This window comes from Bifidobacterium sp. CP2, from assembly GCF_018555635.1.
Classification (GTDB): domain Bacteria; phylum Actinomycetota; class Actinomycetes; order Actinomycetales; family Bifidobacteriaceae; genus Bifidobacterium; species Bifidobacterium saguinibicoloris.
Genome location: NZ_JAFEJX010000006.1, coordinates 49487 through 74678, shown reverse-complemented (window position 1 = coordinate 74678; position 25192 = coordinate 49487). Strand labels below are relative to the sequence as shown.

Annotated in this window: 33 protein-coding genes and 1 tRNA gene; 2 read left to right on the top strand and 32 right to left on the bottom strand. The window is 66.1% G+C overall.

Annotated features, from left to right (window positions below; genetic code table 11):
• Positions 1 to 36: 36 nt before the first annotated feature.
• The 5 genes from JS531_RS06155 to nusA all read right to left on the bottom strand — a co-directional run bounded on the left by JS531_RS06155 (position 37) and on the right by nusA (position 7352).
• The gene (locus tag JS531_RS06155; protein WP_214314332.1) at positions 37 to 1230 is read right to left on the bottom strand and encodes a riboflavin kinase; all 1194 of its coding nucleotides are present in this window, start codon (positions 1228 to 1230) and stop codon (positions 37 to 39) included.
• A 20-nt stretch (positions 1231 to 1250) separates the two neighbouring features.
• Complete coding sequence (gene truB / locus JS531_RS06150; protein ID WP_214314119.1) at positions 1251 to 2402, bottom strand: tRNA pseudouridine(55) synthase TruB; 1152 nt, start codon at positions 2400 to 2402, stop codon at positions 1251 to 1253.
• Positions 2399 to 2926 (bottom strand): 30S ribosome-binding factor RbfA, encoded by a 528-nt coding sequence (rbfA, locus tag JS531_RS06145; protein ID WP_214314117.1) that lies wholly within the window; start codon positions 2924 to 2926, stop codon positions 2399 to 2401. Before rbfA ends, truB begins: the two co-directional genes overlap by 4 nt.
• A gap of 205 nt (positions 2927 to 3131) precedes the next feature.
• Entirely contained in the window at positions 3132 to 6062 is a 2931-nt protein-coding gene (gene infB / locus JS531_RS06140; RefSeq protein ID WP_214314115.1) for a translation initiation factor IF-2, read from the bottom strand.
• A 225-nt stretch (positions 6063 to 6287) separates the two neighbouring features.
• Complete coding sequence (gene nusA, locus JS531_RS06135; protein ID WP_214314113.1) at positions 6288 to 7352, bottom strand: transcription termination factor NusA; 1065 nt, start codon at positions 7350 to 7352, stop codon at positions 6288 to 6290.
• Positions 7353 to 7500: 148 nt separating this feature from the next.
• Here nusA and JS531_RS06130 point away from each other — a divergent pair, with 148 nt between their 5' ends.
• Positions 7501 to 8277, top strand: coding sequence for a hypothetical protein (locus JS531_RS06130; protein WP_240542074.1), 777 nt, complete (start codon positions 7501 to 7503; stop codon positions 8275 to 8277).
• Positions 8278 to 8387: 110 nt separating this feature from the next.
• Here the strand turns inward: JS531_RS06130 and JS531_RS06125 are convergent.
• The 3 genes from JS531_RS06125 to JS531_RS06115 all read right to left on the bottom strand — a co-directional run bounded on the left by JS531_RS06125 (position 8388) and on the right by JS531_RS06115 (position 11667).
• Positions 8388 to 8473, bottom strand: a tRNA-Ser gene (locus JS531_RS06125).
• 144 nt (positions 8474 to 8617) lie between these two features.
• Positions 8618 to 9418, bottom strand: a complete 801-nt coding sequence (locus JS531_RS06120) for a transglutaminase family protein (RefSeq protein WP_214314111.1) — start codon at positions 9416 to 9418, stop codon at positions 8618 to 8620.
• Positions 9419 to 9486: 68 nt separating this feature from the next.
• On the bottom strand, positions 9487 to 11667 hold the full coding sequence (locus tag JS531_RS06115; protein ID WP_214314109.1) for a circularly permuted type 2 ATP-grasp protein: 2181 nt from the start codon (positions 11665 to 11667) through the stop codon (positions 9487 to 9489).
• A gap of 232 nt (positions 11668 to 11899) precedes the next feature.
• Between JS531_RS06115 and JS531_RS06110 the strand changes: the two genes are divergently transcribed.
• Entirely contained in the window at positions 11900 to 12883 is a 984-nt protein-coding gene (locus JS531_RS06110; protein ID WP_214314108.1) for a tRNA pseudouridine synthase A, read from the top strand.
• 113 nt (positions 12884 to 12996) lie between these two features.
• On the opposite strand, the gene rplQ is transcribed toward JS531_RS06110, so the two are convergent.
• From rplQ to rpsS, 24 genes are all read right to left on the bottom strand, one after another.
• A complete protein-coding gene (gene rplQ, locus JS531_RS06105; RefSeq protein WP_214314106.1) occupies positions 12997 to 13515 on the bottom strand; it encodes a 50S ribosomal protein L17 in 519 nt (172 codons plus the stop codon).
• Positions 13516 to 13605: 90 nt separating this feature from the next.
• Positions 13606 to 14604 (bottom strand): DNA-directed RNA polymerase subunit alpha, encoded by a 999-nt coding sequence (locus JS531_RS06100; protein WP_214314104.1) that lies wholly within the window; start codon positions 14602 to 14604, stop codon positions 13606 to 13608.
• Between the two features lie 77 nt (positions 14605 to 14681).
• Positions 14682 to 15080 carry a 30S ribosomal protein S11 gene (gene rpsK, locus JS531_RS06095; protein ID WP_003814580.1) on the bottom strand — a complete coding sequence of 133 codons (399 nt, stop codon included), beginning with the start codon at positions 15078 to 15080 and terminating at the stop codon, positions 14682 to 14684.
• Between the two features lie 89 nt (positions 15081 to 15169).
• The gene (gene rpsM / locus JS531_RS06090; protein WP_014484255.1) at positions 15170 to 15547 is read right to left on the bottom strand and encodes a 30S ribosomal protein S13; all 378 of its coding nucleotides are present in this window, start codon (positions 15545 to 15547) and stop codon (positions 15170 to 15172) included.
• 146 nt (positions 15548 to 15693) lie between these two features.
• Complete coding sequence (gene rpmJ, locus JS531_RS06085; RefSeq protein WP_003814578.1) at positions 15694 to 15807, bottom strand: 50S ribosomal protein L36; 114 nt, start codon at positions 15805 to 15807, stop codon at positions 15694 to 15696.
• Positions 15808 to 15827: 20 nt separating this feature from the next.
• Positions 15828 to 16046 carry a translation initiation factor IF-1 gene (infA, locus tag JS531_RS06080; protein WP_004268611.1) on the bottom strand — a complete coding sequence of 73 codons (219 nt, stop codon included), beginning with the start codon at positions 16044 to 16046 and terminating at the stop codon, positions 15828 to 15830.
• Between the two features lie 152 nt (positions 16047 to 16198).
• On the bottom strand, positions 16199 to 16765 hold the full coding sequence (locus JS531_RS06075; protein ID WP_214314096.1) for an adenylate kinase: 567 nt from the start codon (positions 16763 to 16765) through the stop codon (positions 16199 to 16201).
• A gap of 9 nt (positions 16766 to 16774) precedes the next feature.
• A complete protein-coding gene (secY, locus tag JS531_RS06070; protein ID WP_214314094.1) occupies positions 16775 to 18112 on the bottom strand; it encodes a preprotein translocase subunit SecY in 1338 nt (445 codons plus the stop codon).
• A 294-nt stretch (positions 18113 to 18406) separates the two neighbouring features.
• Complete coding sequence (rplO, locus tag JS531_RS06065; protein ID WP_214314092.1) at positions 18407 to 18859, bottom strand: 50S ribosomal protein L15; 453 nt, start codon at positions 18857 to 18859, stop codon at positions 18407 to 18409.
• Positions 18860 to 18861: 2 nt separating this feature from the next.
• Entirely contained in the window at positions 18862 to 19044 is a 183-nt protein-coding gene (rpmD, locus tag JS531_RS06060; protein ID WP_214314090.1) for a 50S ribosomal protein L30, read from the bottom strand.
• 2 nt (positions 19045 to 19046) lie between these two features.
• Entirely contained in the window at positions 19047 to 19790 is a 744-nt protein-coding gene (gene rpsE / locus JS531_RS06055) for a 30S ribosomal protein S5 (RefSeq protein ID WP_214314088.1), read from the bottom strand.
• Positions 19787 to 20158, bottom strand: a complete 372-nt coding sequence (rplR, locus tag JS531_RS06050) for a 50S ribosomal protein L18 (RefSeq protein WP_214314086.1) — start codon at positions 20156 to 20158, stop codon at positions 19787 to 19789. Before rplR ends, rpsE begins: the two co-directional genes overlap by 4 nt.
• Position 20159: 1 nt before the next feature.
• Positions 20160 to 20699: a 50S ribosomal protein L6 gene (rplF, locus tag JS531_RS06045; protein WP_214314084.1), complete on the bottom strand. Its 540-nt coding sequence runs from the start codon at positions 20697 to 20699 to the stop codon at positions 20160 to 20162.
• Positions 20700 to 20716: 17 nt separating this feature from the next.
• Complete coding sequence (gene rpsH, locus JS531_RS06040) at positions 20717 to 21115, bottom strand: 30S ribosomal protein S8 (protein WP_214314082.1); 399 nt, start codon at positions 21113 to 21115, stop codon at positions 20717 to 20719.
• 83 nt (positions 21116 to 21198) lie between these two features.
• Positions 21199 to 21384, bottom strand: a complete 186-nt coding sequence (locus JS531_RS06035; protein WP_003814530.1) for a type Z 30S ribosomal protein S14 — start codon at positions 21382 to 21384, stop codon at positions 21199 to 21201.
• A 1-nt stretch (position 21385) separates the two neighbouring features.
• Positions 21386 to 21961: a 50S ribosomal protein L5 gene (rplE, locus tag JS531_RS06030; protein ID WP_214314074.1), complete on the bottom strand. Its 576-nt coding sequence runs from the start codon at positions 21959 to 21961 to the stop codon at positions 21386 to 21388.
• Positions 21958 to 22293, bottom strand: coding sequence for a 50S ribosomal protein L24 (gene rplX, locus JS531_RS06025; RefSeq protein ID WP_214314072.1), 336 nt, complete (start codon positions 22291 to 22293; stop codon positions 21958 to 21960). The genes rplE and rplX overlap by 4 nt, the downstream gene beginning before the upstream one ends.
• A gap of 1 nt (position 22294) precedes the next feature.
• Complete coding sequence (gene rplN, locus JS531_RS06020) at positions 22295 to 22663, bottom strand: 50S ribosomal protein L14 (RefSeq protein WP_163197700.1); 369 nt, start codon at positions 22661 to 22663, stop codon at positions 22295 to 22297.
• Between the two features lie 114 nt (positions 22664 to 22777).
• On the bottom strand, positions 22778 to 23038 hold the full coding sequence (gene rpsQ, locus JS531_RS06015; RefSeq protein ID WP_214314070.1) for a 30S ribosomal protein S17: 261 nt from the start codon (positions 23036 to 23038) through the stop codon (positions 22778 to 22780).
• Positions 23039 to 23040: 2 nt separating this feature from the next.
• On the bottom strand, positions 23041 to 23292 hold the full coding sequence (rpmC, locus tag JS531_RS06010; protein WP_214314068.1) for a 50S ribosomal protein L29: 252 nt from the start codon (positions 23290 to 23292) through the stop codon (positions 23041 to 23043).
• Position 23293: 1 nt separating this feature from the next.
• Complete coding sequence (gene rplP, locus JS531_RS06005; RefSeq protein ID WP_214314066.1) at positions 23294 to 23713, bottom strand: 50S ribosomal protein L16; 420 nt, start codon at positions 23711 to 23713, stop codon at positions 23294 to 23296.
• Between the two features lie 6 nt (positions 23714 to 23719).
• Positions 23720 to 24526: a 30S ribosomal protein S3 gene (rpsC, locus tag JS531_RS06000; RefSeq protein ID WP_214314064.1), complete on the bottom strand. Its 807-nt coding sequence runs from the start codon at positions 24524 to 24526 to the stop codon at positions 23720 to 23722.
• 2 nt (positions 24527 to 24528) lie between these two features.
• Positions 24529 to 24888 (bottom strand): 50S ribosomal protein L22, encoded by a 360-nt coding sequence (rplV, locus tag JS531_RS05995; protein ID WP_214314056.1) that lies wholly within the window; start codon positions 24886 to 24888, stop codon positions 24529 to 24531.
• A gap of 15 nt (positions 24889 to 24903) precedes the next feature.
• Entirely contained in the window at positions 24904 to 25182 is a 279-nt protein-coding gene (gene rpsS / locus JS531_RS05990; RefSeq protein ID WP_003814508.1) for a 30S ribosomal protein S19, read from the bottom strand.
• Positions 25183 to 25192: the final 10 nt, after the last annotated feature.

The window sequence follows — 25192 nt, the reverse complement described above, 5'->3', positions numbered from 1 at the left end:
ATGCACCCCGGAATGCACCCGGGTGCGGGACCGCGCTCAGGCGGTGAGGTGCTTGGTCTCCTCGACGTTGCGCCTGAGTTCGGCGGCGAGCGCGTCGGCGCCGTCGAACCTCACCTGCGGGCGCAGGAATCCGGCGAACTCCACACGCACCTTGTGCCCGTAGAGTTCCAGCCAGTCCTCGGTGATCGCGTACGCCTCGACGACGCGCTCGTTGAGGCCGGTCTTCTCGCTGAACGTCGGCTTGGTGCCGATGGAGATGGCGGCGGCCCAGCGGCGGGGCTCAGTTGCCGTCTCGGCGGAAGCGGAGGTCTCGGCCGCCTCGGAGGCGTCGTGATCCCCCGCTTCGCCTTCGTCGACGAGCCAGCCGGCGTACACGCCGTCGACCGGCAGGTATCCCACGACCTCGTCGGACAGGTTCGCGGTGGGGAATCCGATGGTGCGCCCGCGCTCCTCGCCGTGGACGACGATGCCTTCGACGGCGTGCGGACGTCCCAGGATCGCGTTCGCGTCCTTGATGCGGCCATGGCCCAGCAGGTAGCGCACGTTGCTGGAGCTCCACGCGCGGGTCGCCTTGGCCTGGCGCTTCTTGCTCCACGCGCGGCGCTCCGCCTTGGTGGCCCCCGCCAGCGGGTCGGCGGGCTCACCCCACTCCTCCGGCATCTCCGGCTTCCAGTCGCGCGGGATGCGCACTTCGCCGGGGCCGCGATCGTCCACCACGTCGAGCTCGAACACGCCGGTCGCGGCGGCGAGGTTCGCGATCGACTTGACGTCGCCCTTGCGGCCCGCGCCCATCGCGGCGTCGGAGCCGAGCACGAGCGTGCGCATGCCGAGCTTGCCGGTGAGCTGTCCGAGGAAGAAGATGTACGATTTCGCGGCGAAGGCGAGCGTGTACCGCACGACGAGCGCATGCTCGACGCCGAGCTCCTCCAGCACCCTCAGCCGGTCGTCCACGCCGTTGAGCGCGTTCGCGTCGATGACGCCGTCGCCGGGTTCGGCGCCGTCGTGCGCGGCGGCCCACCCATGCACGAACGCGGGACGCGGGTCGAACAGGATCACGACGGAGAACGCGTCATGCTTGTGCGCGAGCTCGACCACGCGGCGCACGACCGCCTGATGCCCCAGGTGCATGCCGTCGAACGCGCCCAGCGTGACCACGGCGCGCTTGTCGTCGTCGAAGGACGGCCACGCGACGTCGCCGTTCCCGTCCGGGGTCAGATACGTGATGTTCATTGCCATTGCGTTCGTTCCTTTCAGTCCTTGGGAAACACGACGACCGGTTTGGCCTGCGTGCGGTTGGCCCGTTCGACGATGGCGGCGACGTCGTCGCCGGCGATGGCGGCGTAGTGGACGCCTTTGGCGAGCGTCCCGTCGATGCGGCGGCCGAACCGCAGCTCGCGCGCCTGGTCGGCGGTGATGTCGATGACGGTCATGGCGCCGCGCGCCGCGTCGGCCATGCCGATGGCGCGGGCGCGCAGCCAGTCGCCGCGTTCCTCGCCGGACAGGCCGTCCGGGGTGTCCAGCACGCACCGGTTGCGGGTGATGGTCTCCCCCTCGCGGTTGGTGAACGTCTTCGGTTCGGCGTGGGCGTCGACGATCGCATCCGCGGCGACGGCGAGGCCTGACCTGTCGTCAGGCAGCGCGAACCGTCCCACGCGCGTGCGACGCAGGCGTGTGAGATACCCTCCCACGCCGAGCGCGGCGCCGAGGTCGCGGCCGAGCGCGCGGATGTACGTGCCGGACGAGCAGCTCACCCGCACGTCGACGTCCACGACGGGAATACGGTCCGTCGCGTCGGCCGCATCGTCGGACGTCCCGGGACCAGTCGCGTCGGCCGGACCTGTCGCGTCGGACGTACCCGCCGGTTCGAGCGGCGCCGCCGGCGACGCGGCGGACGCGTACCCGGGACGCACGTCGAGGACGTCGAATCCGGCGATGTGCACGGCCCTCGCCTTGAGCGCCACGTCCTTGCCCTCGCGGGCCAGGTCGTAGGCGCGCTGGCCGTTGACCTTGATGGCGGAGAAGGTGTTCGGCACCTGTTCGATGTCGCCGAGGAACGTCTCGGCGATGACGCGTTCGACGTCCCGACGCAGGCCGTCGGCACCGCCGGACAGCCATCCGGCCGCGGCGCCGTCCGCGGTCGCGACGAACGCGCCGTCGGCGTCGTCGGTGGTGGTGGAGGCGCCGAGTCGGATCGTCGCCTCGTAGGTCTTGTCATGTTCGACGATGTACTGCAGCAGGCGCGTGGCCCTGCCGAACCCGATGACCAGCATGCCGGTGGCCATCGGGTCGAGCGTGCCGGCGTGGCCGACCTTCTTCGTGCGCAGCGCGCCGCGGACGGCGGCCACCGCGTCGAAGCTGGTCACGCCCTGCGGCTTGTCGACGAGCAGGAGTCCGTCGTTCATGCGATGCGGAAGTCCTCGGCGTCGCCGAACCCGTCGTCGGCGTCATCGTCGAAATCGTCGAAACCATCGTCGTCGGCGTCCTGCGCGGGCTTGTCGTCATGCTTGTACGGGTCGACGTCGCCGGCGTACTGGGCGTTGGCGCGCGCCTTGGCGAGCTCCTCGTCGCGCTTGCGGGCCATGACGAGGATGTCCTCGATCTCGTGGGCCTCGCCGGGGACCTCGTCGAACACGAACTGGAGCTGCGGGGTCAGGCGCAGGCCGGCCTTGCGGCCGACGAGCGTGCGCAGATGGCCCTTGGCCTGGTCGAGGGCCTGCTGGGCGCGTTTGCGTTCGCCGGCCTCCTTGCCCTGATGGCCGTACTGGGTCCAGTAGACCTTGGCGATCTGCAGGTCGTTGGTGACGCGCACCTCGGTGATGGTGATGTTGATCAGGCGCTTGTCATGCAGCTCACGCTCGATGGAGGAAGCGATGACGCGCTGGATCAGGGCCGCGATGCGCGCGGCGCGGGGGTTGGTTCCTGCCATGGGAAGTCCTTTTCAAAGAATCGTCCGGAACAATCTGTGCGGATATGAAGCGCTCCCGCTGGCGAGGACTGTCGGCGGGAGCGGATGATGCGGGCCGGCGGGACGGGTCTGGTCCCGGCCGCCGGCCGTTTGACGCGTGCGATGACGCGTTCGATGACGCGTGCGGCGCACGTCACGTGCGTGACGTACGCGGCACGCCGATGCGCTACTTGCGTTCGACCTCGCGCATCTCGAAGGTCTCGATGATGTCGCCGAGCTCGATGTCGTTGAAGGAGCCGAGGTTGATGCCGGCCTCATAGCCTTCCTTGACGGACTGCACGTCGTCCTTGAAACGACGCAGCGAGGAGATCTCGAGGTCGTTGACGGTGGCGACGCCGTTGCGCAGGATACGGCACTTCGTACCGCGCTTGACCTCGCCGTCCTGCACCATGACGCCGGCGATGTTGCCGAACTTGGAGGAGCGGAAGATCTCGCGGATCTCGGAGTGGGAGGTGACGACCTCCTCGTATTCCGGCTTGAGCATGCCCTTGAGGGCGGCCTCGATGTCCTCGATGGCCTTGTAGATGACCGAGTAGTACTTGATCTCCACACCCTCGCGGTCGGCCAGATCCTGCACCTGACGGTTCGGTCGCACGTTGAAGCCGATGATGACGGCCTTGTCGACCGTGGCCAGGTTGACGTCGTTCTGCGTGATCGCGCCGACGCCGCGGTGGATGACCTGGATGCCGACCTCGTCGGACACCTCGATCTTCATCAGGGAGTCCTCGAGCGCCTCGACGGAGCCGGAGGAGTCGCCCTTGATGACGATGTTGAGCATGTCCACCTCGGACTTGGCGAACTGCTCCTTGAGGGACTCGAGGGAGACGATCTTGCGGCGCTTGGCCAGCTGGGCGGCACGCTCGGTGGCCTGGCGCTTCTCGGCGATCTGACGCGCGGTGCGGTCGTCGCCGGCCACGAGGAACAGGTCGCCGGCGGTGGGCACGGAGGTCAGGCCCAGCACCTGGACCGGCGTGGACGGGGTGGCCTCCTTCATGTGCTTGCCGTTCTCGTCGAGCATGGCGCGCACGCGGCCGTACGAGGTGCCGGCCACGATGGCGTCGCCCACGTGCAGGGTGCCCTGCTGGACGAGCACGGTGGCCACGGCGCCGCGGCCCTTGTCGAGCCTGGCCTCGATGGTGGCGCCGCGGGCGTCCATGTTCGGGTTCGCCCTGAGGTCGAGGTCCGCGTCGGCGGTGAGCAGCACCGCTTCGAGGAGCTTGTCCACGTTGATGTTCTGCTTGGCGGAGATGTCGACGAACATGGTGTCGCCGCCGTACTCCTCCGGCACCAGGCCGAACTCGGTGAGCTGGCCGCGGACCTTGTCCGGGTTGGCGCCCGGCTTGTCGATCTTGTTGACCGCCACGACGATCGGCACCTTGGCCGCCTGCGCGTGGTTGATGGCCTCGACGGTCTGCGGCATCACGCCGTCGTCGGCGGCGACCACGAGGATCGCCACGTCGGTGAGCTCGGCGCCGCGGGCACGCATGGCGGTGAACGCCTCATGGCCCGGGGTGTCGAGGAACGTGATCTTGCGCTTCTCGCCGTCAAGGTCGACCGTCACCTGGTAGGCGCCGATGCGCTGGGTGATGCCGCCGGCCTCGCCCTCGATGACGTTCGTCTTGCGGATGGTGTCGAGCAGTCGGGTCTTGCCGTGGTCGACATGGCCCATGACGGTGACCACCGGCGGACGCGGCTCGAGGTCCTCGTCCTCCTGCAGCTCCTCGTTGTCGAGGTCGATGTCGAACTGCTGGAGCAGCTCCTTATCCTCCTCTTCGGCGGAGACGATCTGGATGTTCCAGCCGATCTCCTCGCCGAGAATCTGGAAGGTGGACTCGTCCAGCGACTGCGTGGCCGTGGCCATCTCGCCCAGGTGGAAGAGCACGGTGACGAGGGACGCGGCGTTGACGTTGATCTTCTCCGCGAGGTCCGCGAGGGACGCGCCCTGGCGCAGGCGGATGGTCTGGCCGTTGCCGCGCGGGATGCGCACGCCGCCGATGGTCGGCGCTTTGATCTCCTCGTACTCGCGGCGCTTCGCCAGACGGTTCTTACGCGCCTTGGAGCTCTTGCCTCCCTGGCGTCCGAAGGCGCCTGCGGCACCACCGCGACCGCGACCGCCGCCACGTGCGGGACCGTTGCTCGGAGCGGAGGAACCGCCCTGGAAGCCGCCGCCCTGCCCGCCGCGGAAGCCGCCGCGCTGGCCTGCGCCGGACTGGGCGCCGCCCTGACCCGGACGGTTGTGGCCCCACTGGCCCGGACGCGGAGCGCCGGTGCCACCCTGGCCCGGACGGCCGTTGCGGAAGCCGCCACGGCCGCCACGACCGCGGCCACCGCCGTTGCGGCTGTCGTTCACGGTCGGACGCGCCATCGGGTGCGGACGCGGGATGTCACCCGGCGTGGGGGTGTGCATGCCCTGCTTGCGGCTGAACGGGTTGTTGCCCGGACGCGGGCCCGGGGTGTGCGCCTGCTGGCCGGGGGCCGCCGGACGCGGGTTGGCGCCGCCGGACTGGCCGGGACGCGGGGCGCCCTGACGGCCGGGGTTGCCGCGGTGCTCGCCCTGCGGGCGCGGGGCGCCGGGACGTGCGCCCGGACGGCCCTGGCCCTGCTGGCCGGGACGATGGCCCTGCTGGGCTCCCTGGGAACGGTCACCGCGCTCGTTGCGGTCGCGACGCTGGCCGGACTGGCCATGCTGGGACTGGTTGCGCGGTCCCGGCTGCGCGGGACGCGGACCCGGATGGGCGCCCGGCACGGGGGCCGGACGATGCTCGCCGGCATGCGCCGCGGGAGCGGCGGAAGCAGGGGACGGCGCCGCGGGCCTGGCGGCCTGGGCCGGGGTGGGGGCGCCGGCATGCGCCGCCGGACGCGGGGACTGTCCGTGCGCGTTGTGCGACGGCTTCGGGGCGCCGGGCTTGGCACCCTGCCTGGAACCACCCTGTTCGCCCTTGTCGGCGAAGGCGTTCTTCAGTTTGCGAACCACCGGAGGTTCGACGGTGGAGGAGGCGGACTTGACGAACTCCCCCATATCCTTGAGCTTCTCCAGCACGGTCTTGCTGTCGACGCCAAGGGCCTTGGCAATTTCATATACGCGTGGTTTCGCCACTACTTGTTCTCCTTATCGTGACCACGCGCCGGCGTGGTCAAATCCCGATGACGGCGAGCCTGTTCATCGTACGACCATGATCGTGATTCCTCATTCTTCGGCCGGGCATGCTTACGCCCGGCATACCGCATCAAGCATACTCAGTACGCTGGATGTGCCACGCCCGACGACGGGGCGGGATGCCGTCCGGCTCCCCGCCCCGTCCACGTGTCCGCGGGAGACGGGTCAGTCGGCCTGCGCCTGTCCGTCCGTGGCGGCGGCCTCATGCTGCTGCTCGGCGAGCTTCCTGGCGTGGGCCTCGGACGATTCGATGCCGATCTTCCAGCCGGTGAGCTTGGCGGCCAGACGCGCGTTCTGTCCCTCCTTGCCGATGGCCAGCGACAGCTGGTCGTCGTGGATGAAGGCGATGGCGGTCTTGTTCTTCTCGCTGATCACCTGCACGCCGGTGGCCACGGCCGGGCTCAGGGCGGAGGCGACGAACTTGGCCGGATCGTCGGAGTAGTCGACGATGTCGATCTTCTCCGGGCCGAGGTTCTCCATGACGGCGCGCACACGGGCGCCGCCGGGGCCGATGAGCGCGCCCTTCGGGTTCACGCCGTCGGTGTTCGCCTTGACGGCGATCTTCGTGCGGGCGCCGGCCTCGCGGGCGATCGCCATGATGGACACGGCGCCGGAGACGAGCTCCGGGACCTCACGTTCGAAGAGCTTGCGCACGAGCTCCGGGTGGGAGCGGGAGACGATGATCTCCGGTCCCTTGAGGCCGCGGCCCACGTTCACCACGTAGACGCGCAGACGCTCGCCATGGCGGTAGCGCTCGCCCGGCACCTGCTCGCGGCGGGGCAGCAGGGCCTCGACGTCGCCCACGGCGATGTGCACGTTGGACGAGTCCTTGACGTCCTGCTGGACGACGCCGGTGATGAGCTTGCCCTTCTGGCCGGAGAACGCGCCGAACACGCGCTCGTCCTCGGCATGGCGGAACAGCTGGGTGATGACCTGGCGCGCGGTGGCGGCGGCGAGACGGCCGAAGTCCTTCGGCGTGTCATCGTATTCCTCGCCCAGCGTGGGGGCCGGATGCGGGTCGTCCTCGGTGGGCGTGCCCGGGATCTCGTCCGCGGCCCACACGGTGAAGGTGCCGGCACGGTCGTCGAGTTCGACGCGCGCGTGCTTGGCCGCGTGCGGGGTCTTGAGATAGGCGAGACGCAGCGCCTCGGACAGGGCGTCGTCAAGCGCCTCCGGCTCGATGCCCTGCTCTGCTGCGAGCTTGTGAATTCCTGTCAGGTCCAGTTCCATTTCGCAAGACCTCCCTTAAGTTATTGCGGCGAATGGCCCCTATGTTGGCCCATATGGTCATAGTCAGTGTTTACTCTACTGTTTTATGAAGACACTTCGGGATTCCTGGACGCACACCCCCTTGGCGGCCGTACTCGCGTTGTGCGCGATGACGGCGCCTCTCGCCGGCTGCGCCGCACCGGGTCTCGAAGCGCAGGTCGACGAGGCGACGAAGCCGAGCGCATGCGAGAGCGTGTATCTGACGGCCTCGCACGCCCTGTCCCCCGCCGTCGCCGAAGCGCCGCTGATGATGCGGTATCTTGCGGCCCGCACCTCGGCCACGGCGTGGCTCACCGTGGCCTCCACCTGCGACTCCCGGTTCGCCGAGGGCGCGATGCGCGCCGCGCAGGCCTCGTTCGTCGCCGGAACGTTGGCGGAACGTCTGGGGGTGGACGCCTCCTCCCCGGAGAAGGTCGACTACGACGAAGTGGTGAGCCTCGACATGCAGGCGTCCGCGCTCGACGCGATCTCGCTCGGCGAGGACCGCGCCGGATTCTCGGTGGAGGTGCTCGCCGCCCGCGGCGTGGACGGCGCCACACTGGCCCTGTCCGACAACCACAAGACCGCCGCGCAGCGCCTGTTCTCCCTGTCCGGCTCCTCGAAGGACCCACGGCGCAAGGTGTACGCGGTGGACCAGCTCATCGCCCACCCGGACACGATCGCCGACCCGGCCAACGGCATCACGGCCGACACGGTCGCCTCCATCGAGATGAACTGCGCACGCGCCTATCTGGACGCGGTGGGCGGCAAGGAGGTCACCGGCGCCGACGGATCCTCGTCGCCCTCGCCCAAGACGCTCGCCTGGCTGGCCCGCATGGCCTCCGCCCGCGCATGGCGCGCGATGGAGCTCGGCTACCCCTCCTTCGACGCCGCCCTGTTCGACTGACGCCCCCCCACCGACGTCACGTGCCCGACGTCACGCGCGCGGACCGTCATCGGACGGCTCACGGACATACGAAAAAGGGTTCCGGGACAACCCGGAACCCTTTGCAATCGCGGATGAAGCGAGATTCGAACTCGCGGAGGGGTTCGCCCTCACACGCTTTCGAGGCGTGCTCCTTAGACCGCTCGGACATTCATCCATCGTCGCGTGAAAACGCAACCTGTTCATTATAAGCCGTGACGGCGTGAACGCAAGTTGGCGCGTCGCGACACGTCACGGCACGTCGCGACACGGCCGCACGCCGACGTACGCCGCCGTCCCGTCGCACCTACGGCTTCCGCCCCTACAGCCTCTGCTCGTGCACGGAGGCGTTGACCCACTGGTGCTGCTCGACGTTGTATCCGGAGAAGATGCCGATGTCGAGCATGCAGTCGCGGTAGTCGCGCCCGTGGGCGATGGTGATGTAGTTGTCGTTGACCATGCGGTCGTGGGTGGGGTCGAGACCGATCCACCGGTTGTTCTGGTAGACCTCCACCCAGGCGTGCGTGGCACCCTCCCCGCCGAGCAGACCCGCGATATAGCGGGCGACGAGCCCGCAGTGGCGGGCCACGGACAGCATCACGTGCGCATAGTCCTGGCACACGCCCTTGCGTTGGGCGAGCGCCTCCTCGGCGGTGGTGCGGATGGTGGTGGAACCGGGCGTGTAGACGAACGCCTTGTACACCTCGTCCATGATCTCGCGCGCCTTCTCGACGGGCGTGGCCTCCTCCGGCAGCGCGGCGAGACGACGGCGGCAGATGTCGGTCAGCGCCTCCACGGCGGGGCCGGGGATCGTCAACGCGGAATCGAAGCGGTACAACGGCTTGTAGATCTCCGTCTTGATGTGCTCGTTGTCGACGAACGCGATGCCAGTCACCTTGTAGTTGAACACATCGTGCGGCTCGGGGATGAAGCCGGTCTTGACCACCGAATCGAACGAGTCGATGGTGGTCTCCAGCTCGACGTCCGGCTCGATGTCGATCTCGACGTCCACAACCTGCTGACGCGGGCCGGTGGCGGGGATGCACCGCAGCTGGAAACGGTGATCGGTGACGGGCGAGCTGAAGCTGAGCTTCATCTCGTAGTCAAACACCAGTTTTTTCATGAATCAGGCTCCGAATCGGCTCCGTAAGATGTGATATAGACCGCATTCCACCTTACCAGCTCGACCTGTCACGGCCTGCGGGCGTCCATGTTCATCGCGCTGAACGACCCCGGATCCTTGCGGTCGCCGGTGATCGAACGCTTGCCGAAGTCGTCGAGGAAGCTCTGCAGGCGCGCGGTCAGCTCCGGGTATCCGCGCTGCGGCAGCTGGCCGAGCAGCCAGCCGATGCCCTCGGCGAAGCACTGCGGCAACGGCATGCCGTCCAACGCATGCGAGTAGGTGCTGAGCTTACGGAACGGCGCGTCCATCTCCTCCACCGGCATGCCGAAGCGCGTGTACAGGTCGAGGCGTTCGATGTACTTGCCGATGAAGATGAACGCCTTGAGCGTCATGTCGGCGGCGGAGTTCTCGATGCCGCCCCAGAAGGCGAGCATGTTGTCGGCGATGTCGCGCTGGGCGTAGATGTCGGACGAATCGGCGGACGCCTCGGCCGCGCTGGTGATGTTCGTCACCGCCAGCTCGACGTACTGCAGCAGACGCGAGCTGAGCTCCGGGCGCAGGACCACCGCGTTGTTGAACGCGGAGACGATGGCGGAGCGCACCGAATCCGGGTTCGTGCCGTCGTAGAGGAACGAGTGGATGAACGTGTCGAAGTCCTCGAAGTCCTCCGGCAGGTCGAGCGCGCGGGCGAACGGACGGAAGGCGTCCGGATTGTCGTCCATCACACGGTCGTAGAACGGGTAGAACTGGACGAGCGTGGTGAACGCGCGCTCGGTGTAGCGGCCGAGCCAGTACAGGTTGTCGGCCTTGGATGCGGTGACGAGCTGCAGCGAATGCTTGCGCGCGTGCGGCATGAGATTGACCGATTCGATCTCCTCGCCGTGGTTCGGGATGACGCGGTCCTTGGGCGCGAGCACCCACGTGTCCTTGAAGCCGCCGCCCTGGGACGAGTTGACGATCATCTGCCCGGGCACCGAGGAGTAGCGGGTGAGACCGGAATACCACACGTGCGTGTTCTGGCCGGTCACGACGAACGCGCGCAGGTCGGCCTTGCGCGGGCTGTGCTCGCCGGTGGCGGGGTCGACCACGTCGATGTCGCGGAACTGGATGATCTCCTGCGCGATGAACCGGCGCGGGTCCGCCTTGATGCGGTCGGCGAGCTCCTCGCGCTTCTCGCGGCTCAGGTCGCGGCCGAACACCACACCGTAGCCGCCGGCCTCCGCCACGTCCTTGATGACGAGTTCGTCCATGCGGTTCAGGACCTCCTTGCGGTCCTGCTCGAACATCGGCATGTACGTGGGCGCGTTGTGCAGGATCGGCTCCTCGCCCAGATAGTACTTGATCATCTGCGGCACGAAGTAGTAGATGGCTTTGTCGTCGGCGGCGCCGTTGCCCGGCGCGTTGACGATGGCGACGTTGCCGGCGCGGTAGGCGGACAACAGTCCGGGCACGCCGATCACGGAGTCCGGGTTGAAGGCGAACGGATCGAGGTAGTCGTCGGCGAGCCTGCGGTAGACAACGCCCACGCGGTGCCGGTTGCCGGCGTAGTCGAGGAAGAACAGCTTGTTCTCCACCACTTCGAGGTCCTCCGGGAAGGCGAGCGTGGCGCCGGTCTTCTCGGCGAGGTAGGCGTGTTCGAAGAACGCGGAGTTGTAGCGGCCGGGGGTGAGCACCACAGCGATGCCCTCGGTGGAAACGAAGTCCATGGCCTTGCGCAGCAGACGCGGATAGTCGCGGTTGTCCCGCACGTGCACCTCGCGGAACAGGCGCGGGTTGGCACGGCGTTCGATGTCGCGCGCGAACAGCGGGTAGCTGGCGCCGGAGGGGATGCGCAGGTTGTCCTCGAGCACCCACCAGCGGCCGTCCTCGCCCTGGACGAGGTCCTCGCCGGCGATGTGCGCGAACACGCCGGCCGGGGGCGTCACGCCGTTGACCTGCGGGTAGTAGCCGGCGGACGTGTACACGAACTCCTCGGGCACGACGCCGTCGTGGATGATGCGCTTGTCGGAGTAGATGTCCCGCAGGTACGCGTTGAGCGCGTTGACGCGCTGCTTGAGCCCCGCCTCGAGACGGTCGAACTCGTCGGATTCGATGATGCGCGGAATCGGATCGTACGGGAACAGACGGTCCTTGTACACGCCGTCCTTGTACACGCCGAACCGTACGCCGTTGCGGCTCAGCTCGCGGTTGATGTCCTCGCGCCGCTCCACCAGTTCCGTCGCGAGCCTGCCTGCCGACGATTCGATCATCGTGTTTCCGCCTTCCGTGCCTCATGCCGTGAAGCCCGCGTCCGTCCGTTGCGGTGCGGACCTTCGGACATGCGGGCCTCCTTGCCGATACGCGCGTCATCGTAGGCGGCACCCGTTTCATGCAGGGCGCGGCAATGTTACGAGCAGGTCACCGTCCCGCCTCGGCGCCGCCTCGTCGTCCTCCCACGATTCCCGTACGGGGCATCGGCGCGGGACCGTATACTCGTTGGCTATGACGGACAAGACACGACTGCGCATCGACCTCGCATACGACGGCGGCGGCTTCTACGGGTGGGCCACGCAACCGGACATCCGCACCGTGCAGGGCACCATCGAGGCGGCGCTGCACAAACTGCTGCGCGTGCCCGAACACGACCCGGACGAGCCACTGCGCCTCGTCGTCGCCGGACGCACCGATACCGGCGTCCACGCCAGTCATCAGGTGTGCCATCTCGACGTGACGGAGCCGACGCTGGCACGCGCCGTCGGGCACATGAGGGTGCCGGCGGTCACCGCGCTCGAGCACCGGCTGCAGCGCCTGCTGCCGTCGGACGTCACCATCCATCGCGTGTCCGTCGCACCGGACGGCTTCGACGCGCGGTTCTCCGCGCTGGAACGCACGTACGTGTACCGGATCGCCGACCGCGCGAGCGAAGTCGATCCGCGGCTGCGCGGGTGCGTGCTGCACATCGACGACACGCTCGACCTGGACGCGATGAACCGTGCCGCGGCGATGACGCTGGGATTGCACGACTTCGGTTCGTTCGCGACGCCGAACCCGGGCGGCACGACGATCCGCGAGGTGAAGCGCGCGTTCTGGACGCGCGTCCCGTCGCGTCCGCTGGTGCCGTCGCGCGACGACGTCGCGGCGCGCGGGCACACGTCAGACAGCGGCACGACGGGTGGCGGGTACGGCGACGACGCGGCGGCCGGTTACGTGACGCCGACGCTGGAATCCGGTCTTGTCTGCTTCACGATCGTCGCGGACGCGTTCGCACGCAACATGGTGCGTTCGCTCGTCAACGCGTGCGTCGCAGTGGGCATCGGCAAACGCGACCTCGACTGGTTCGCGGGCAAGATGGCCGTGCCGAAGCGCGAAGGCTCCACGGGGCCGATCGCACCGCAGGGGCTCACGCTGGAGCACGTCGCCTACCCGCCCGACAACGAACTCGCCTCCCGCGCCGAGGCGATCCGCGCCGTCCGCACCCTGCCGTAGCCGCCTGCGGCCGCCACCGCACCATGCGATGGATGGGAGCGGGCATGCGAAAGGGGTCGGGAATCCATACGGATTCCCGACCCCTTTGCTTCGAGTCAGCTGACGCTAACGACTCACTCGGCCTGCTCGGCCTCGGTGGTCTCGGCGGCCTCGGCCGGAGCCTCGGTGGCTTCGGCGGCGGTCTCCTCAACCGGAGCCTCGGCGGCCGGAGCCTCATCCTTGGCCTCGACCTTGGTGGCGGCTTCGGCTTCCTTCACGACGGCCTTCTTGGCGACCGGCTCGGTGACGAGCTCGATGATGGCCATCGGGGTGGCGTCGCCCTTACGCGGGGCGATCTTCACGATGCGGGTGTAGCCGCCCTCGCGCTGCTCCATCTGCTCGGCGATCTGGGTGAACAGCACGTGCACGACGGACTTGTTGCGGATGACGCGCATCACGCGACGGCGGGAGTGCAGATCACCGCGCTTGGCGAAGGTGATCAGGCGCTCGGCCAGCGGGCGAAGACGCTTGGCCTTCGGCAGCGTGGTGGTGATGCGGCCGTTCTGGAACAGGCTGGTGGCCATGTTCGCGAGCATCAGGCGCTCGTGCGCCGGGCTGGAGGCCAGACGCGGGCCCTTCTTGGGTGTGGGCATAGTAACTCCTTTTGCTTGGCCGGCTCAGGTGGGCAGAGGCCCGAACGTCCGAACCGGTCTAGCGGTTGGTCGAAATCGGCTGGACCGTTCTCACTCGTCTTCCGGCGAGAAGAAGGTGCCGCCTTCGAGATTGTTGGTGTCGAAGCCGCCGAGCGGGGAGGCCTTCAGGGACATGCCCAGAGACTGGAGCTTCTCCTTGACCTCGTCGATGGACTTCATACCGAAATTGCGGATATCGAGCAGATCCTGCTCGGTGTGGGAGACCAGCTCGCCGATGGTGTGGATGCTCTCGCGCTTGAGGCAGTTGTAGCTGCGCTGCGTGAGGTTGAGGTCCTCGATCGGCACGGCGAGTTCGGGGTTGGACTCCTCCACCACAGGGGCGGGGCCGACCTCGACGCCTTCGGCCTGGGTGTTGAGCTCACGGCACAGGCCGAAGAGCTCCACCAGGGTGGAACCGGCGGAAGCCACCGCGTCACGCGGGGAGATGGCCGGCTTGGTCTCCACGTCCAGGATGAGCTTGTCGAAGTCGGTGCGCTGTTCCACACGCGTGGCCTCGACCTTGTAGCTCACCTTGAGCACCGGGGAGTAGATGGAGTCGACCGGGATGCGGCCGATCTCATCGGTGTCCTGCTTGTTCATCGCCGCCGGAACGTAGCCACGGCCGCGCTCGACGGTGAACTCGATCTCGAGTTCGCCGTCCTCGGCGAGGGTGGCGATGTGCATGTCCGGGTTGGCGATGGTGACGCCCGCAGGCGGGGTGATGTCACCGGCGGTGACCTCGCCCTTGCCGCTCTTGCGCAGGTACATGACGACAGGTTCGTCGTACTCGCTGGTGAGCACGATGCCCTTGACGTTGAGCAGAATCTCGGTCACGTCCTCCTGGACGCCCGGCAGAGTGGTGAACTCGTGCAGGGCACCGGAGATACGCACCGAAGTCACAGCGGCACCCGGAATCGAGCTCAGCAGGGTGCGACGCAGCGAGTTGCCAAGCGTATAGCCGAATCCCGGTTCGAGCGGCTCGATGATGAAGCGGGAGCGCTGGGGGTTCAGCGATTCCTCGTTAAGAGTCGGACGCTGTGCAATAAGCACTGTGGTATCCTTTCAGCTTTTGACCGGTGGTGCACTCACCGGGAAAAGCGGGTTGGATGAATATTGTCTAGTAGTGCTCAGACGCGACGACGCTTCGGGGGACGAACGCCGTTGTGCGCTTGCGGGGTGACGTCGGTGATGGAACCGACTTCGAGACCGGCGGACTGCAGGGAACGGATGGCGGTCTCACGACCGGAACCCGGGCCCTTGACGAACACGTCGACCTTCTTCACACCATGCTCCATCGCCTTGCGGGCGGCGGACTCGGCAGCCATGCCAGCGGCGTACGGCGTGGACTTGCGGGAGCCCTTGAAGCCGACATCGCCACCGGAGGCCCAGGACACCACGGCGCCGGACGGATCGGTGATCGAGATGATCGTGTTGTTGAAAGTGGACTTGATGTGAGCCTGGCCGACCGGGATCGACTTGCGATCGCGACGACGGGGCTTACGAGCGGCTTGCTTTGGCGCTGCCATTGACCCTCGTTTCCTTGTAACGAACTAATTGCTTGATTGGATGGTCCGTGGCGATGGGTGTGACCCCGTGGCCCGGATCGCGCCACCTACTACTTGGTGGCCTTCTTCTTTCCGGCGACCGTGCGCTTCGGGCCCTTGCGGGTGCGGGCGTTGGTCTTGGTGCGCTGACCACGCACGGGAAGTCCCTTACGGTGACGCTGGCCTTGGTAGCAGTTGATCTGAATCTTGCGACGGATGTCCGCGTCGATCTCACGACGCAGATCGCCCTCGATCTTGTAGTTGGCCTCGAGGTAGTCACGCAGCGTGATGAGCTGCTCGTCGGTCAGATCCTTGACGCGGATGTCCGGGTTGATACCGGTCGCGGCAAGCGTTTCCTTGGCACGAGTGCGACCCACACCGAAAATGTAGGTGAGGGCGATCTCGATGCGCTTCTCATTGGGGATGTCGACTCCGGCAAGACGTGCCATTGCGATTCCTTCTGGTTGACGTAGGTCTTGCACCCACTCGTCCGGCGTTCCGGCACGGGCCTACGTACCCGTGGTTCAGTGTCGTTCCCTTGCGGGAAGCACTGTGAATGAGTGCCTTATTGGTTGTGCCGCTGGAGAATCTGCTCTCAGCCCTGACGCTGCTTGTGGCGGGGGTTGGTGCAGATCACCATGACGCGGCCGTGACGACGGATCACGCGGCAGTTCTCGCAGATCCTCTTGACACTAGGGCTGACCTTCATGGTTTTCCTTTGCTTGTACCTTACTTGTAACGGTACGTAATACGGCCACGGTTGAGATCGTACGGGCTCATTTCGAGCACCACGCGGTCCTGGGGAAGGATACGGATGTAGTTCTTCCTCATCTTGCCGGAGATGGTGGCGAGCACGATGTGCTTGTTCTCGAGTTCGACGCGGAACATCGCGTTGGGAAGGGCTTCGACCACCCGTCCTTCGACTTCAATCACACCGTCTTTTGCCATGGGCTCCCGCTTCCGTTGGATTGGCTGCATTACATGAGGTGCATCCTAAGACACACCAAACTACTAGAATACACAAGGGCCGGACTATCCGACACATGGCGTGTCAGATGGTCCGGCCCCTGCGTGTCGTGGGTCGATGGCCGCCGATCGGGTCAGCGGGCGTCGAGCGCGGCGACGATGTTTTTCTGGATGGCGTCGATGTCGCCGACGCCGTCGATCTCGACGAGCTGGCCGCGGGACTTGTAGGTGTCCAGCAGCGGCGCGGTCTCCTTTGCGTAGGTGGCGAGGCGCTTGGCGATGGCCTCCGGGTTGTCGTCGGTACGGCCCTGCTCCTCGGCGCGCTTGGCGATGCGGTGCATGAGGACCTCGTGGTCGGCGTCGAGCGCCACGACCGCGTCGAGCGGGGTGCCGAGCTCCTCGAGCATGGCGTCGAGCGCCTCGACCTGGGCGGCGTTGCGCGGGTAGCCGTCGAGGATCCAGCCGTTCTTGGCGTCGTCCTGCGCGAGGCGGTCCTTGACGATGGAGTTGGTCAGCTCGTCCGGGACGAGTTCGCCCTTGTCGGTGTAGGCGATGACCTTGAGGCCGAGCTCGGTCTTGCCCTTGATGTTGGCGCGGAAGATGTCGCCGGTGGAGATGGCCGGGATGCCGTAGTGCTCGGCGAGCAGCGCGGCCTGGGTGCCCTTGCCGACGCCCTGGGGGCCCATGATGAGAAGACGCATGTTATTGCCTCACTTTCCTTCGACGTGGTCGGTGTTTTCGAACAGGAATCCGGCGTACTGGAACTGTTCGGTCTGGGCCTTGGCCTGACGAAGCGTGTCAAGGCCGACGCCCGCGATGATCAGGATGGTGGTGCCGCCGAACGGCAGCTTGGTGTTGAGTCCGAGCGCCATGATGAGGACCGTCGGGATGAGCGCCACGAAGAGCAGGTAGACGGCGCCGACCGTGTTGAGTCGGTTCATCACGTAGTTCAGGTAGCGGCTGGTGGCGTTGCCCGCGCGGATGCCCGGGATGAATCCGCCGTACTGCTTCATGTTGTCGGCCGTCTCGTCCGGGTTGAACGTGATGGACGTGTAGAAGAAGCAGAAGAACACGATCATGAGGGCGTACAGGGCGATGTACCAGACGCTGGTGGTGTCGGCCAGGTTCGCGTTGATCCAGTCGACCCAGGACTGTCCGGACTTGCCGAACTGGGCGATGAGGGTCGGGATGGCCAGGATGGAGGAGGCGAAGATCGGCGGGATGACGCCCGACATGTTGATCTTCAGCGGCAGGTAGGTGGAGGAGCCGCCGTACATCTTGCGGCCGATCATGCGGCGCGTGTACTGCACGGGGATGCGGCGCTGGCACAGCTCGACGAAGTCCACGAAGATGAGGATGACGACGAGGACGGAGACGACGATGGCGAACTTGGTCCAGTCGCCATCGGTGCCGTTGGTGCCCCAGCCGATCTCCCACAGCTGCGGCAGGAAGCCGGAGCAGATGGACATGAAGATGAGCACGGACATACCCTGGCCGATGCCCTTGTCGGTGATGAGCTCGGCCATCCACATGATGAGGCCGGTGCCGCCGGTCATGATGAGCACCATGACGATGAGGTTCCAGACGGAGCCGTCCGGGATGACCTGGGAGCAGGAGTAGTTGAAGAGCGCGCCGGAGCGTGCGGTGACGAGGATGGTGGTGGACTGGAGCACCGCGAGGCCGATGGTGAGGTAACGCGTGTACTGCGTGAGCTTGGCCTCGCCGGACTGGCCTTCCTTGTGGAGGGCCTCGAAGCGCGGGATGACCACGCGCAGCAGCTGGACCACGATGGATGCGGTGATGTACGGCATGACGCCCAGCGCGAAGATCGACAGCTGGAGCAAGGCGCCACCAGAGAACAGGTTGACCAGGCCGACGAAGTTCTCCTGGTTGCCCTGCAGGGTGGCGATGCACTTCTGGACCACGGTGTAGTCCACGCCCGGGGTGGGGATGAACGATCCAATGCGGTAGATGATGATGATGAACAGTACGAAGAGAATCTTCTTGCGAAGCTCCTTCGTCTTCAGGGCCTGGATTAACGTCCTCACCTGGGTTCCTCCTATGCCGTGCCTCGCGCACGGCTACGCATGCTCGTTTTTGAACGCTAACGCACGAGCATAGCCTATTGTGCCTACTTTGCGCCACCGTGTTCCACGTCTGAGGACCGTCGCGCGGTGTCCGGCGTACATCCGCCGCATGTCCTCCGCACGTCCCCCGTACGTCACGTCGGCCGTCCGACGTGACCAGTCACACGGTCGTCTTTCGATACGGAATGACCCCCTTGCGTACGAGACGCAAGGGGGTCATTTCCTATGATGCCTGCGGTGGCGTCAGGTCGGGGATCAGTCCTCGACGATGCTGCCGCCGGCGGCCTCGATCTTCGCCTTGGCGGAGGCGGAGGCCTTCACGCCCTTGAGCGTGAACTTGGCGGAGGTCTCGCCCTCGGCGAGGACCTTCACCGGGAAGCCATCGCGCACGGCGCCCTTGGCGACCAGATCGGCCACGGACACCTCGCCGCCCTCCGGGAAGAGCTTGGCGAGCTTGGCGATGTTGACGACCTGGAACTCGGTCTTGAACGGGTTCCGGAAGCCGCGCAGCTTCGGCAGGCGCATGTACAGCGGCAGCTGGCCGCCTTCGAAGCCAGGACGCACGTGGTTGCGCTTGGTCTGGCCCTTGGCGCCGCGGCCGGCGGTCTTGCCCTTGGAGCCCTCACCACGGCCAACGCGGGTGCGATCCTTGTTGGCGCCCGGGGCGGGCTTCAGGTCATGCATCTGCAGGATCTCGTTGTCTGCCATAATCAGTCGACCTCCTCAACGGTGACCAGGTGACGCAGGACGAGCACCATGCCACGCACGGACTTGGTGTCCTCACGGACGACCGTCTGGCCGATCTTGCGCAGGCCCAGGGTCTGGGCGGTGGCGCGCTGCTTCGGCGTACGGTTCACGAGACCGTGGTGGAGCGTAATCTTCAGGTTGGCCATGCTCACTCACCATCCTTCGCTTCGGCGGCCTTGGCGGCCTGGGCCTCTTCACGGGCCTTGCGGGCCTCGGCGATGCCGAGGGCGCGGGCACGCAGCAGAGCGTCCGGGGCGACCTCCTCGAGGGAGAGTCCACGACGGGCGGCGATCTCCTCCGGCTCCTCAAGCTGCTTGAGGGCGGCGACGGTCGCGCGGACCATGTTGATGGCGGTCGGGGAGCCCATGGACTTGGTCAGCACGTCGGTGATGCCGGCGCACTCCATGACGGCGCGCACCGGGCCACCGGCGATAACGCCGGTACCGGGGGCGGCCGGGCGCAGCAGGACGGTGCCCGCGGCGTCGTGGCCAATCACCGGGTGGGTGACGGTGCCGCGGACGCGCGGCACGCTGAACATGTGCTTCTTGGCGTCCAGCTGGCCCTTGGCGATGGCGGCCGGAACCTCACGGGACTTGCCGTAGCCGACACCCACGGTGCCGTTGCCGTCGCCGACCACCACGAGGGCGGCGAAGCTGAACGTACGGCCACCCTTGTGGGTCTTGGACACGCGGTTGATGGTCACGACGCGATCGAGGAGCTCATCGCCCTTGTTCTCTTCGCGACGGTTGCGACGCTCACCGCGGCGGCCTTCGCCGCGACGACCGCCACGGCGGCCACCACGACGCTCGTCGTTGTTGTTCTCTTCAGCCGGAGCAGCCTGAGTGTTCTGAGTCTCTTCAGCCACTTGGGTTTCCTTCGTTTCTTCGCTCACAGTGCCAGACCTCCCTCACGGGCGCCTTCGGCGACGGCCGCGACACGACCGGTGTACTTGTTGCCACCGCGGTCGAACACGACGGCCTCGATACCGGCTGCCTTGGCCTTTTCGGCCACGAGCAGGCCGACCTTCTTCGCGGCTTCGACCTTGGTGCCTTCGAAGCCGGCGAAGTCGGCGGTCAGGGTCGAGGCGGACACGAGGGTCTTGCCCACGGTGTCGTCGACGATCTGGGCCACCATGTGGCGGTTGGAACGGCTGACCACCAGGCGCGGACGCTCGGCGGTGCCGATGATGTGCTTGCGGATGCGGGCGTGGCGGCGCAGACGAGCGACCTTCTTGCCCTTACCGAGAATCTTGACGCTCATATCACTTACCAGCCTTTCCAGCCTTGCGCAGAATATGCTCGTCGGCGTACTTCACACCCTTGCCCTTGTAGGGTTCCGGGGCGCGCAGCTTGCGGATGTTGGCGGCGACCTGGCCGACCTGCTGCTTGTCGGTGCCCTCGACGACCACGTGGGTCGGGTCGGTGACCTTCAGCGTGATGCCTTCCGGCGGGTTCACCGTGATGGTGTGGGAGTAGCCGAGGAAGAACTCGATGCCCTTGCCCTTGGCGACGGCGCGGTAACCGGTGCCGACGATCTCGAGGGTCTTGGAGTAGCCATCGTGCACGCCCTTGACCATGCCGGCCATGATGGAGCGGGCCAGACCGTGCTTCGCACGGGTCGGACGGAGGTCGTCCGCGGCCACGACGATGATCTCGTTGCCTTCCACGGAGGCGGAGATGCCTTCCGGCAGGACGTAGGAGTCGGAGCCCTTCGCGCCCTTGGCCTCGAAGTTCTGACCGTCGATCTTGACCTCAACGCCAGCGGGGATGGCGATGGGGAGCTTACCAATATGCGATGCCATGTGTCAGCTCTCCTTTCTCACCACACGTAGGCGACGATCTCGCCGCCGATGCCTCGGTCGAGGCATTCCTTCTGGGTCAGCAGTCCCGACGAGGTCGAGATGATGGCGATGCCGAGGCCACCGAGCGGCATCGGCAGGGAGTCGGACTTCGCGTAGCGACGCAGGCCCGGCTTGGAGACGCGCTTGATGCCCTGGATGGAACGCTCGCCGTTGGGGCCGTACTTGAGGGTGACCTCAAGGGTCTGACCGACCTTGGCCTCCTTGGCGGTGAAGTCCTTGATGAAGCCTTCGCGCTTCAGGATCTCCGCGATGTTCTTCTTGAACTTGGAGTACGGCATGTCCACGGTCTCGTGCTTCGCCGCGCTCGCGTTACGCAGACGCGTAAGCATGTCTGCGATCGGATCTGTCATTGTCATGTGGGCTAGTGCCCTTTCTCGCCGTGGTTTCCGCCGCCGGCCCCCGCGAGGGGGCTAGGGCCGCGGACCTTCAGCGTCGATGTTTACCAACTGGACTTCGTAACGCCGGGGAGCTCGCCGCGGTGGGCCTTCTCGCGAAGGCAGATGCGGCACAGGCCGAACTTACGGTAGACGGAGTGGGGACGGCCGCAGACCTGGCAACGCGTGTAGGCACGCACCTTGAACTTCGGCTTGCCGGCCGCCTTGTTCTTAAGAGCGGTTTTTGCCATATCAGTTCTCCTTGAAGGGGAAGCCGAGGTGCTTGAGCAGCGCGTAGGCCTCCTTGTCGTCCTTGGTGCTGGTCACGACGGTGATGTCCATACCACGCTGGTAATCGATCGAATCCGGGTCGATCTCGTGGAACATGGACTGCTCCGTCAGGCCGAAGTTGTAGTTGCCCTGACCATCGAACTGGTGGCCGTTGATGCCGCGGAAATCGCGGATACGCGGCAGCGCCATGGTCAGCAGACGATCGAGGAACTCCCACATGCGGTCGCCACGCAGGGTGACGTACGCACCGATGGCCTGGCCCTCACGCAGGTGGAACTGCGCGACGGACTTCTTGGCCTTGGTGATCTTCGGCTTCTGGCCGGTGATCAGGGTGAGGTCCTTGACGGCGCCCTCGATGAGCTTGGAGTCACGCGCGGCGGCGCCGACGCCCATGGAGACGACGACCTTCTGCACGCGGGCCACCTGCATCGGGTTGGAGTACTTGAACTCCTTCTCGAGCTCGGGGACGATCTGCTCGTTGTACTGGACCTTCAAGCGCGGGGTGGCCGGCGCTTCGACGGTAGTGGTGTCGCTCATGCCAGCTCCTTTCCGGACTTCTTGGCGACGCGGACGCGCACGTTCTTGACCTTGCCGTCACGCGCTTCCTGCTTGACGATGATGCCCACGCGGGTCGGCTTGCCGGTCTCCGGGTCGATCACCATCACGTTGGAACGGTGGATCGGCGCCTCGACGGAGACGATGCCGGCCTGCTGGCCCTGCTGGGTGGCGCGGACGTGCTTCTTGACGATCTGGACGCCTTCGACGATCAGACGGTCGTTGGGCAGCACGCGGAGGACCTTGCCCTCCTTGCCGCGGTCCTTGCCGCGGATGACCTTCACCTGGTCGCCGCTCTTGATCTTGGCTGCCATGTCAGATCACCTCCGGGGCGAGGGACACGATACGCATGAACTTCTTGTCGCGAAGCTCACGGGCGATCGGTCCGAAGATACGAGTGCCCTTCGGTTCACGGCCGGAGCCGAGAATGACGGCGGCGTTCTCGTCGAACTTGATGTAGGAGCCGTCCACGCGACGGGACTCCTTGACGGTACGGACGACGACGGCCTTGACCACGTCGCCCTTCTTGACCGATCCGCCAGGGATCGCGTCCTTGACCGAGGCGACGATGACGTCGCCCAGGCCGGCATAGCGTCGCTTCGAACCACCGAGCACGCGGATGGCAAGGAGTTCCTTGGCACCCGTGTTGTCGGCGACATGAAGCCGCGTTTCCTGCTGAATCATTGATTCTCCTTAGCCGAGCTGGTTCTCCCCGCACACCGGGCGCGGTAGAGGAATAAGCACAGAATACCTATTCATACCGCGCCCGGTGGACGGCGAGCCTTGCCGAACTTGTTTTTACTTGGCGCGCTCGATAATGGATTCGAGACGCCAACGCTTGGTCTTGCTCAGAGGCCGAGTCTCCATGATACTCACGAGGTCGCCAATTCGGGCCTCGTTGTGTTCATCATGGGCCTTCACCCTCTTGGTGGTGCGCACGACCTTGCCGTACAGCGGGTGGGTCGAACGCTTCTCGAGCTCGACGGTGATCGTCTTGTCCATCTTGTCGGACACGACGTAACCGCGACGAACCTTGCGGAAGTTGCGCTCTTCAGCCATGATCAGTTCTCCTTAGCGGTTTCGGCGGCCGGCTCAGAGGTGATGCCGAGCTGACGTTCGCGCAGCACGGTGTACATGCGGGCGATGTCATGCTTGACGGCCTTGAGACGAGCCGTGTTCTCGAGCTGACCGGTGGCGTGCTGGAAGCGCAGGTTGAACAGCTCTTCCTTGGACTTCTTCAGGAAGCCCTCGATCTCCGCGTTGGTCTTCTCGTTGAGATTCTTGATCGAGTATTCTTCGGTTCCGACTGCCATATCAGATGTCACCGCCTTCACGAGCAATCACACGGCACTTCATGGGGAGCTTGTCGATGGCACGACGCAGAGCTTCCTTAGCGACGTCCTCGGAGACACCGCCGATCTCGAACATGACGCGACCGGGGTGGATGTTGGCGATCCAGAACTCAGGCGTACCCTTACCGGAACCCATTCGGGCGCCGAGGGCGTGCTTGGTCAGCGGGCGATCCGGGAAGATCGTGATCCACACGCGGCCACCACGCTTGATGTAGCGGGTCATGGCGATACGCGCGGCTTCGATCTGGCGGTTGGTCACGTAGGCCGGGGCCATCGCCTGGATGCCGTAATCACCGAAGTTGATCTCGTTGCCGCCCTTGGACATGCCAGAACGCACGGGGCGGTGCTGCTTGCGGTACTTGGTCCTCTTTGGGATAAGCATTCTTGCTCACTCCTTCGTTTCCGTGGCAGCGGGAGCCTCGGCGGCGGACTCGGCCTTGGGGGCCTCGTTCTGCTGACGGGCGGCACCGGCGTTGCGGTTGCCACGGCGCGGACGGCGATCGCCGCGACGGCCGGGACGGTTGTTCTGCTGGGCCTGCTGCTCTTCGAACTCACGTTCGGTCATGTCGCCCTTGTAGATCCACACCTTGACGCCGATGCGGCCGTAGGTGGTCTTGGCCTCGAAGAAGCCGTAGTCGATCAGGGCGCGGAGGGTCTGCAGCGGGACGCGACCCTCGCGGTAGAACTCGGAACGGCTCATTTCCGCGCCGCCGAGACGGCCGGAGAGCTTGATGCGGATACCCTTGGCACCGGCGCGCATGGCGTCCTGCTGGGCCTTGCGCATGGCGCGACGGAAGGTCACGCGGTTGGTCAGCTGCTCAGCGATGCCCTGGGCGACGAGCTGGGCGTCCAGCGCGGCGTTCTTGACCTCGAAGATGTTGAGCTGGACCTGCTTGCCGGTGAGCTTCTCGAGCTTGGCGCGGACCTTCTCGGCCTCGGCGCCGCGGCGGCCGATCACGATGCCCGGACGGGCGGTGTGGATGTCGACGCGGACGCGGTCACGGGTGCGCTCGATGACGATCTTGCTCACACCGGCGCGCTCGAGGTCCTTGTTCATCTCCTTGCGGATCTTGTCGTCCTCAAGCACGAAGTCGGAGTAACGCTCGCCGGCCTTGTTGGAATCGGAGAACCACTTGGAGCGGTGGTTCTCGGTGATGCCCAGGCGGTAGCCAAACGGATTGATCTTCTGACCCATCTTTAGCGGGCTCCTTCCTTGCTGGCGACGACGACCGTGATGTGGCTCGTGCGCTTGTTGATGCGAGCGGCACGGCCCTGGGCGCGGGCGCGGAAACGCTTGAGCGTCACGCCTTCGTCCACGTAGGTCTCCTTGATGAACAGGTCGTTCTCGCGGAACGGCTCGCCGGCCTTGTCGGCCTTGACGCGCGCGTTGGCGATGGCGCTCTCCAGGACCTTGCGAACCGGCAGGGACGCGTCCTGGGGGGCGAACTTGAGAATGGTGATGGCTTCAGTCGCCTGCTTGCCTCGGATGAGGTCGACCATGCGGCGAGCCTTGCGCGGCGTCACGCGGACGTGACGAGCGATTGCTTTAGCTTCCATAAGTCATGCTCTCCTTTAGCGGCGGGCCTTCTTGTCGTCCTTCACGTGACCCTTGAAGGTCTTCGTGGGGGCGAACTCACCGAGCTTGTGGCCGACCATGGCCTCGGTGACGAACACCGGGACATGCTTGCGACCATCGTGGACTGCGAACGTGTGTCCGATGAAATCGGGGGTGATCATCGAACGGCGGGACCACGTCTTGATGACGTTCTTGGTGCCCTTCTCGTTCTGCTCGTCGACCTTCTTCTGCAAGTGGGCGTCGACGAAGGGGCCCTTCTTGATGCTACGAGTCATCTCTTCGAAT

Excerpts from the sequence above, each read along its gene's own strand:
- rplO (WP_214314092.1), bottom strand. The coding sequence starts at position 18,859 with ATGGCAGACAACGAGATCCTGCAGATGCATGACCTGAAGCCCGCCCCG.
- rplN (WP_163197700.1), bottom strand. The coding sequence starts at position 22,663 with ATGATTCAGCAGGAAACGCGGCTTCATGTCGCCGACAACACGGGTGCC.
- rplE (WP_214314074.1), bottom strand. The coding sequence starts at position 21,961 with ATGAGCGACACCACTACCGTCGAAGCGCCGGCCACCCCGCGCTTGAAG.
- JS531_RS06155 (WP_214314332.1), bottom strand. The coding sequence starts at position 1,230 with ATGAACATCACGTATCTGACCCCGGACGGGAACGGCGACGTCGCGTGG.
- rplP (WP_214314066.1), bottom strand. The coding sequence starts at position 23,713 with ATGCTTATCCCAAAGAGGACCAAGTACCGCAAGCAGCACCGCCCCGTG.
- rpsC (WP_214314064.1), bottom strand. The coding sequence starts at position 24,526 with ATGGGTCAGAAGATCAATCCGTTTGGCTACCGCCTGGGCATCACCGAG.
- JS531_RS06120 (WP_214314111.1), bottom strand. The coding sequence starts at position 9,418 with ATGAAAAAACTGGTGTTTGACTACGAGATGAAGCTCAGCTTCAGCTCG.
- rpsQ (WP_214314070.1), bottom strand. The coding sequence starts at position 23,038 with ATGGCTGAAGAGCGCAACTTCCGCAAGGTTCGTCGCGGTTACGTCGTG.
- rplQ (WP_214314106.1), bottom strand. The coding sequence starts at position 13,515 with ATGCCCACACCCAAGAAGGGCCCGCGTCTGGCCTCCAGCCCGGCGCAC.
- JS531_RS06075 (WP_214314096.1), bottom strand. The coding sequence starts at position 16,765 with ATGCGTCTTCTCATCATGGGCCCCCAGGGCGTCGGCAAGGGCACCCAG.
- rpmD (WP_214314090.1), bottom strand. The coding sequence starts at position 19,044 with ATGGCCAACCTGAAGATTACGCTCCACCACGGTCTCGTGAACCGTACG.
- rplF (WP_214314084.1), bottom strand. The coding sequence starts at position 20,699 with ATGGCATCGCATATTGGTAAGCTCCCCATCGCCATCCCCGCTGGCGTT.
- JS531_RS06035 (WP_003814530.1), bottom strand. The coding sequence starts at position 21,384 with ATGGCAAAAACCGCTCTTAAGAACAAGGCGGCCGGCAAGCCGAAGTTC.
- truB (WP_214314119.1), bottom strand. The coding sequence starts at position 2,402 with ATGAACGACGGACTCCTGCTCGTCGACAAGCCGCAGGGCGTGACCAGC.
- JS531_RS06115 (WP_214314109.1), bottom strand. The coding sequence starts at position 11,667 with ATGATCGAATCGTCGGCAGGCAGGCTCGCGACGGAACTGGTGGAGCGG.
- JS531_RS06110 (WP_214314108.1), top strand. The coding sequence starts at position 11,900 with ATGACGGACAAGACACGACTGCGCATCGACCTCGCATACGACGGCGGC.
- rbfA (WP_214314117.1), bottom strand. The coding sequence starts at position 2,926 with ATGGCAGGAACCAACCCCCGCGCCGCGCGCATCGCGGCCCTGATCCAG.
- rplR (WP_214314086.1), bottom strand. The coding sequence starts at position 20,158 with ATGAGCGTCAAGATTCTCGGTAAGGGCAAGAAGGTCGCTCGTCTGCGC.
- nusA (WP_214314113.1), bottom strand. The coding sequence starts at position 7,352 with ATGGAACTGGACCTGACAGGAATTCACAAGCTCGCAGCAGAGCAGGGC.
- rpmJ (WP_003814578.1), bottom strand. The coding sequence starts at position 15,807 with ATGAAGGTCAGCCCTAGTGTCAAGAGGATCTGCGAGAACTGCCGCGTG.
- rplX (WP_214314072.1), bottom strand. The coding sequence starts at position 22,293 with ATGGCAGCCAAGATCAAGAGCGGCGACCAGGTGAAGGTCATCCGCGGC.
- rpsH (WP_214314082.1), bottom strand. The coding sequence starts at position 21,115 with ATGACAATGACAGATCCGATCGCAGACATGCTTACGCGTCTGCGTAAC.
- rpsK (WP_003814580.1), bottom strand. The coding sequence starts at position 15,080 with ATGGCAGCGCCAAAGCAAGCCGCTCGTAAGCCCCGTCGTCGCGATCGC.
- rpsS (WP_003814508.1), bottom strand. The coding sequence starts at position 25,182 with ATGACTCGTAGCATCAAGAAGGGCCCCTTCGTCGACGCCCACTTGCAG.
- JS531_RS06130 (WP_240542074.1), top strand. The coding sequence starts at position 7,501 with ATGACGGCGCCTCTCGCCGGCTGCGCCGCACCGGGTCTCGAAGCGCAG.
- rplV (WP_214314056.1), bottom strand. The coding sequence starts at position 24,888 with ATGGAAGCTAAAGCAATCGCTCGTCACGTCCGCGTGACGCCGCGCAAG.
- infA (WP_004268611.1), bottom strand. The coding sequence starts at position 16,046 with ATGGCAAAAGACGGTGTGATTGAAGTCGAAGGACGGGTGGTCGAAGCC.
- rpsM (WP_014484255.1), bottom strand. The coding sequence starts at position 15,547 with ATGGCACGTCTTGCCGGAGTCGACATCCCCAATGAGAAGCGCATCGAG.
- rpmC (WP_214314068.1), bottom strand. The coding sequence starts at position 23,292 with ATGGCAGTCGGAACCGAAGAATACTCGATCAAGAATCTCAACGAGAAG.